Consider the following 5,884-nt stretch of genomic DNA (forward strand, 5'->3'; position numbering starts at 1 on the left):
GCGCGCCGCCGACGCCGTCGTCGTCGCCGAGCCGGAACCCGCTGAATACGTCAAGATCTGCGACGTCTACGGCGCTGGCTACTTCTACATCCCCGGCACCGAAACCTGCCTGCGCATCGGCGGCTATGTCCGTTATGATATCGGCGCTGGCGACGTCGGCTCGTTCGATGGTGCCTGGGCCCGGGACAAAGAAGACGGTGAAGTCAACGATACCTGGCAGAAGAACGCCCGCTTCACGCTGAAGACCTGGACCGGCCAGGAAACCGAGCTCGGCACGTTGAAGACCTACACCGAAACCCGCTTCAACTTCGGCAACACGAGATTTAGCGACGACACCTACTCTGGCAACGCCTACAACAAGGGCGTCTCGCTGAACTTCGCCTGGATCCAGCTCGGTGGTCTCCGTGTCGGTAAAGACGAATCGGCCTTCGATACGTTCATCGGCTATGCCGGCAACGTCATCCAGGATACGCTGGTCCCCTACGGCGGCTTCGACACCAATGTCATCCAGTACTACTTCGATGCAGGCAACGGCTTCTCGGCCGTCGTCTCGCTCGAAGAAGGCTATGGCGACTTCACGATCGACAGCTACGTTCCGCATGTCGTCGGCGGTGTGAAGTGGACGCAGGGTTGGGGCGCGATCACCGGCGTTGTGTCGTATGACAGCAACTATGAAGAAGTCGCTGGCAAGGTTCGCTTGGACGTCAACGTTTCGAACGAACTCTCGCTGTTCATCATGGGTGGCTACGGCACCGACGACAACTACAATGACGGCACTTATGCTCTCCCGGCCGGTGGCCGCGGCATGTACAAGCTCTGGGGCGGCAACTGGGCAGTCTGGGGCGGTGGCACCTACAAGTTCAACGAGAAGACCTCGTTCAACGCCCAGGTGTCGTATGATGAAGACGAAAACCTCGGCATCGCGGCGAACATCGCTTACGACGTGGTTCCAGGCTTCACGATCACGGCCGAAGTCGACTACCTCAATGCCGGCAGCTACCCTGCGTCCAACTGGACCAGCGCCGACAAGGAAAGCAACATCGGCGGTATCCTCCGCTTCCAGCGCTCGTTCTAAGGGCTGGTTCCTTACAGGTGAAATCCAGCCCGGGCGCACAACGCCCGGGCTGTTTTTGTTTTCGCGACTGGATCAAGGCAAACAGAAGGATGGGGGTAACGGTAGCTGAATAAATCCGTGGAGTGGTTTCGTGGGATCCGCTGATGGGCGGATGAAATCACAACTGCGTGATTAAAATCTCTTGAAAGGACGCTTCCAAGCGGGTAGGGCTGACCTATCCCACTCGGGGGTGTGGCAAATGATGACGAACGAAGCGATTCAAGAGGGCGAGTCCTCTGATCATTTTTCGATGTTTTCTTCTCAAAGTCCGAAGATTCGATACACCTACAATAAGATTAGAGAAGTAAAGTCGCATCGGGTCGGAGATCTTTTTTCAGCATATCGGGACATATTATGGGATGATGGGCGGCATAAGTATAATGTCAGCTCGTTCATCGGCGAAATAGACGAGATCCTCCTTGGGGAGCGTTTCAGCGCCTTTGACCAAAGTACCCTGGACAACCTTATCGGCACCTTGCGCCAGCGCGGCAACAGCAACGCAACCATCAATCGAAAGATGGCTGCCCTCAGCAAACTGCTGCGCAAGGCTCACAAGATGGGAGATATCCACAGCCTGCCCGAGTTCCGCCGCCAGAAGGAGCGGGCGGGTCGGATTCGCTTCCTCGAAAGGGACGAAGAGGCGCGCCTGTTCGCCGCCATCAAGAGCCGCAGCGAGGATGCCTACAGGCTTTCCGTCTTCCTGGTCGACACCGGATGCCGTCTCGGCGAGGCGCTTGGGCTGATCTGGAACGATATCCAGGAGCATCGCGTCTCCTTTTGGATCACCAAATCCGGCCGCAGCCGCACCATTCCGATGACCGAGCGGGTCAAGGAGGTCATCAAACTGCCGCCCACCGAAGGCCGTCGGCCCAAGGGACCGTTCACAAAGCTTAGCCAGGCACAGTTTCGTGCCATCTGGAACGACGCGAAGGCCGAAGTCGGACTTGGCGCAGACGACCAGGTGGTGCCGCACATACTGCGCCATACCTGCGCCTCGCGCCTTGTCCAGGGCGGCATCGACATCAGGCGCGTGCAGATGTGGCTCGGCCACCAGACGTTGTCGATGACCATGCGCTACGCGCATCTGGCCACCAACGATCTCGATGGCTGTGTCATCGTGCTGGAAACACCTCGATCGACTCAGCCGGGCGGCAATCGCGCTGAAGGCTCCGTGTTTTCTTCGCCCGTGACGACGCCTTCGTCGCCGACGGCAGAGCGGAAAAAGAAGGATGAGGCAGCCGCCGCCGCAAAGGAGTCGCCGAAAGCGGCTCGGAAAAGTTCAAAGGCCAAGTAGGCTAAAGAATCTCCACCTATACTATCATAGCTATCCCGTGACCTTGTTTGGTCATGGGATTTACTTCGGGATATTCTTCCGCTCGGCTTGGTCGAGAAAAGCGGCTATGTCGCCCGGTAGGCTGCCGGTCTCGAGGAATGGCGCATGGCCCTGGCCCTCGACAGTGATCGTCTCCATCATGGAATGGCGCTCTCTCATCTGGTTGAGCGTGTCTATGGACAGCAATCTCGAATTGGCACCACGTATGGCGAGCAACGGGATGGCGGCCAACGCCTCGAATTGAGGCCATAGATCAGGCAGCTTCTGCGTCAGATCGAGGCTCGCCACGGTATCCACCAGCTTCGGATCGAAATCCGGCATCAGCCCATCATCCGTTTCGCGGTAGAGAGCCCATATCATCCGGTCCCAGTCGGCGCCGGCAAGGGCGGAGAAGTCTTCGCCATGCACGCTGCGCTGGGCGGCAATTGCCTTTGGGCGGGTTTTCGGTGCCGGGTCGCGCTCGAGATAGGACTGGATATGGGCAAGTCCGGCCGTCTCGATCAGCGGTCCGATGTCGTTGAAAACAATGGCTTTCAGGACCGATGGCCGCATCATCCCGAGCACATGGATGATCAGCCCGCCGCGCGAGGTGCCGATGAAGGCCGCTTCTCCGATGTTCAACGCCGTCAGCCCGGCTAGGATGTCGCCAGCCTCCACGCCGACATTGTAGTTTTTGGCGTCGGGATCATAGGCTGACTGCCCGCGCCCACGGTAGTCGAAGGCGATTACCTTGCGCGGAGTTGCCGCATGCGTCGACAGATAGAGCGCCAGCTCGTGAAAATCCCTGGCGTTGCGGGTCAGGCCAGGCAGGCAGACAACCGGCCAGGATCCGCTATTGGCCTCACCGTAGATGCGAGCATGGAGCTTCAGCCCATCCGGTGCGCTGTAGAAGAAGTCGGAGAAGCCTGGGTCGTTTGACATTTGAAAGGGGTTCCCCTGACCGGATCATCCCGACTGCTACAGGCGAGGGTAGGGATGGTCAAATAGAAGGATGCCATCTTGGAGACGTTGGAGTGACAGCGCCCCCCTCTGTCCTGCCGGACATCTCCCCCTCAAGGAGGGAGATCAGTGGCTTCATTGGCGGCGCGATTTCTTTGACGCTGACAATTGGCGAAAGCCGAGGTGACATCCAATCTCCCCCCTTGAGGGGGAGATGTCCGGCAGGACAGAGGGGGGCGCCGTAGAGCGCCAGCCTTTGGCTTGCCTGTCCTTATCCCCTCAACTCCGCCCGTTCACCAGATCCCCGACAATGTCGTATTTGCCCGAAATACGCATCTTGTAGACCTCGTAATTCTCCATCACGCGCTGAACGTAACTCCTTGTTTCCGTGTAGGGAATCCGCTCGATCCAGTCGACGACCGCGTCGATGTCCTTGCCGCGCGGGTCGCCATATCTGGCCACCCACTGGCTGGCTCGGTTGGGGCCGGCATTGTAGCCGGCGAAGGTCAGCACGTAGGAGCCGTTGAAGCGATCGAGCTGTTCGCCGAGGAAGGCTGAGCCAAGCGTCGCATTGTAGCCGGCATCGGTGGTCAGCCGTGTTTGCGAAAACTGCAGCCCGGCCTTCTTCGCCAGTTGCCTTGCGGTTCCCGGCATCAGCTGCAGCAGCCCGCGCGCGCCGGCGCTGGACACGGCGCCGATGTTGAATTCGCTTTCCTGACGGGCGATCGCATAGGCCAGGGCCTTGCCCGAGCCGGAAATGTCGGCCGAATCGGGAATGACGCCGAGCGGATGCGACAATGCGCCGACATCGATGCCACGCGCCCCGGCGATCTTGCCGATTTTCAGCGCCATGAAATGGTTCCCTTGCTTTTCCGCAAGGACAGCCAGCAGCGCCAGTTCGCCCGGACTGGTCAACTGCCCGGCAAGGTCGCGATAGAGCGTCTCGGCATAGCGGTCGTAGCCCGCCTCCTGCAGCCGCTTGATGGCGCTGACGGCCTCGCGGCCGGCAAAATTCTGCCGGTCGGCTGCACTTGGCGAGGGGTAGGCGATGTTCAGCGCCTGCCGGCCCACGCGTTCGGCGGCAAGCTGACCGTAGAATGTCGTGCCATAGGCAGCGGCGCGCGCAAAATAGTCCTTTGCATTGCCCGGACCACCGACTTCCGCGGCACGGCCGAGCCAGTAATAGGCGCGCGACAGCGTCATCGGCCCCTGGGCGAGGTCCGCGATGCGAGCGAAATGACTGGCCGCGGTTTTTGGGTCGTTCAGGCCGCGCAGCGCATACCAGCCAGCATGGAATTCGGCGTCTCCCGCATTGGCGGCACTTTCGGCGGCGTGTGTGGCGACGATCTTGTACGCGGTCTTCATGTCGCCCTGGTCTACCAGTTCGCGCGACAACACCCGGCGCTCGACCCACCAGGCATCCGGATCGACGAGAGCGTCGCGATCGGTCGGCGCCTGCATCACAATGGCGGCGGCCCCGGCAAAATCCTCCTGCTTGCGCAGATATTCGGCCTGCGCGAAGAAGTAGCCGGCCGAACGTTGCATTGCCGGCACGGCCTTCAGCAGCTTGGGCGCGTTCTTGTCGCCTTTGTCGGCCGCCGCCCAGGCCTCGGCGAGTTGCTGGGCGCCGGCCAGGCCGGCGACGCGCAAGGCGGAATTCGCGCGGTCGGCATAGAACATGCGCTCCATGCGAAAACGGTGGTCGGTGGCCGGGATCAAGCTGCCGAATTCCTTGATCAGCGCCGCCTCGTCCCTGGCCTCCAGGATCGCGGTGCGCCAGAAGGGCGACAGCACCGAACGTGCCGCCTTGATATTGCCTGACGCCACATAGGCGCGGGCAAGAACCATCACACCTTCGAATGTCTGCGGCTGGCTGCCGTCGAACGCCCTGATAACGATGTCGGGGGCAGGGTTCTCGCGATAGAGTGCGCGCTCGCTGTTCCTGCGCAGGGCGACGGTGCCCGGCCAATTGGGCAGCATCTTGGCCGCAGCAGTGATATCGCCGCTCGGAACCTTGTCGCCGCCATAAAGCGCGATCGCCCAGGCAAGGATATGCTGGTCGAGCGACTGAGCCGGAAGGGCATTGCGCACTCCACGAGCGCGGGGACTATCGCCCGCCGCCAACGCATCCAGCCCGCTTTTCAGGGGGGCGACGTCAGGCAAGGGCGCCTGTCGCGTCCTATCCTGCAGGTCTGGCAGCGCAATTGCCGCGCCTGGCATCGGAATGGCTGAGGTGACCCGTACGTCCACGCTACCGCTGATCGCCATGCCCGGCATCAGCGCGAGCGTGGCGCCAAGCAGCGCGAGAATATGAGACCGACCGCCCGGCATGATCCTTAAGTCTTTCCTTGTCCTGGCATTCCCCAAGCAGGCGAAGATGCCTCGAAGCCTAAACTTAGGTCGTGAAGAGCTCGTAAACAAAGGGTTAGCGAGGCCGTTCGAATTGCGCTTGCTGGCACCATGGCAATGCTTGCCGCGCAACCATGTCGAGACTATGG

The 5,884-nt window shown here is 60.8% G+C and carries 4 protein-coding genes; 2 read left to right on the forward strand and 2 right to left on the reverse strand.

Features of this window, described 5'->3' with window-relative positions; all coding sequences use genetic code 11:
* Window positions 1-1,075, forward strand: a 1,075-nt coding sequence (locus EN984_RS19700) for a porin (RefSeq protein ID WP_164753566.1), incomplete at its 5' end; no start/stop codon positions are given.
* Between the two features lie 238 nt (window positions 1,076-1,313).
* Window positions 1,314-2,408 carry a site-specific integrase gene (locus EN984_RS19705; RefSeq protein ID WP_127269280.1) on the forward strand — a complete coding sequence of 365 codons (1,095 nt, stop codon included), beginning with the start codon at window positions 1,314-1,316 and terminating at the stop codon, window positions 2,406-2,408.
* A gap of 60 nt (window positions 2,409-2,468) precedes the next feature.
* Here the strand turns inward: EN984_RS19705 and EN984_RS19710 are convergent, their stop codons facing one another.
* Both EN984_RS19710 and EN984_RS19720 read right to left on the reverse strand, forming a co-directional pair.
* Complete coding sequence (locus EN984_RS19710; protein ID WP_127269279.1) at window positions 2,469-3,368, reverse strand: alpha/beta hydrolase; 900 nt, start codon at window positions 3,366-3,368, stop codon at window positions 2,469-2,471.
* Window positions 3,369-3,665: 297 nt separating this feature from the next.
* The gene (locus tag EN984_RS19720; RefSeq protein WP_127271626.1) at window positions 3,666-5,717 is read right to left on the reverse strand and encodes a lytic transglycosylase domain-containing protein; all 2,052 of its coding nucleotides are present in this window, start codon (window positions 5,715-5,717) and stop codon (window positions 3,666-3,668) included.
* Window positions 5,718-5,884: the final 167 nt, after the last annotated feature.

Source organism: Mesorhizobium sp. M7A.F.Ca.CA.004.12.1.1 (assembly GCF_003997835.1).
GTDB lineage: Bacteria > Pseudomonadota > Alphaproteobacteria > Rhizobiales > Rhizobiaceae > Mesorhizobium.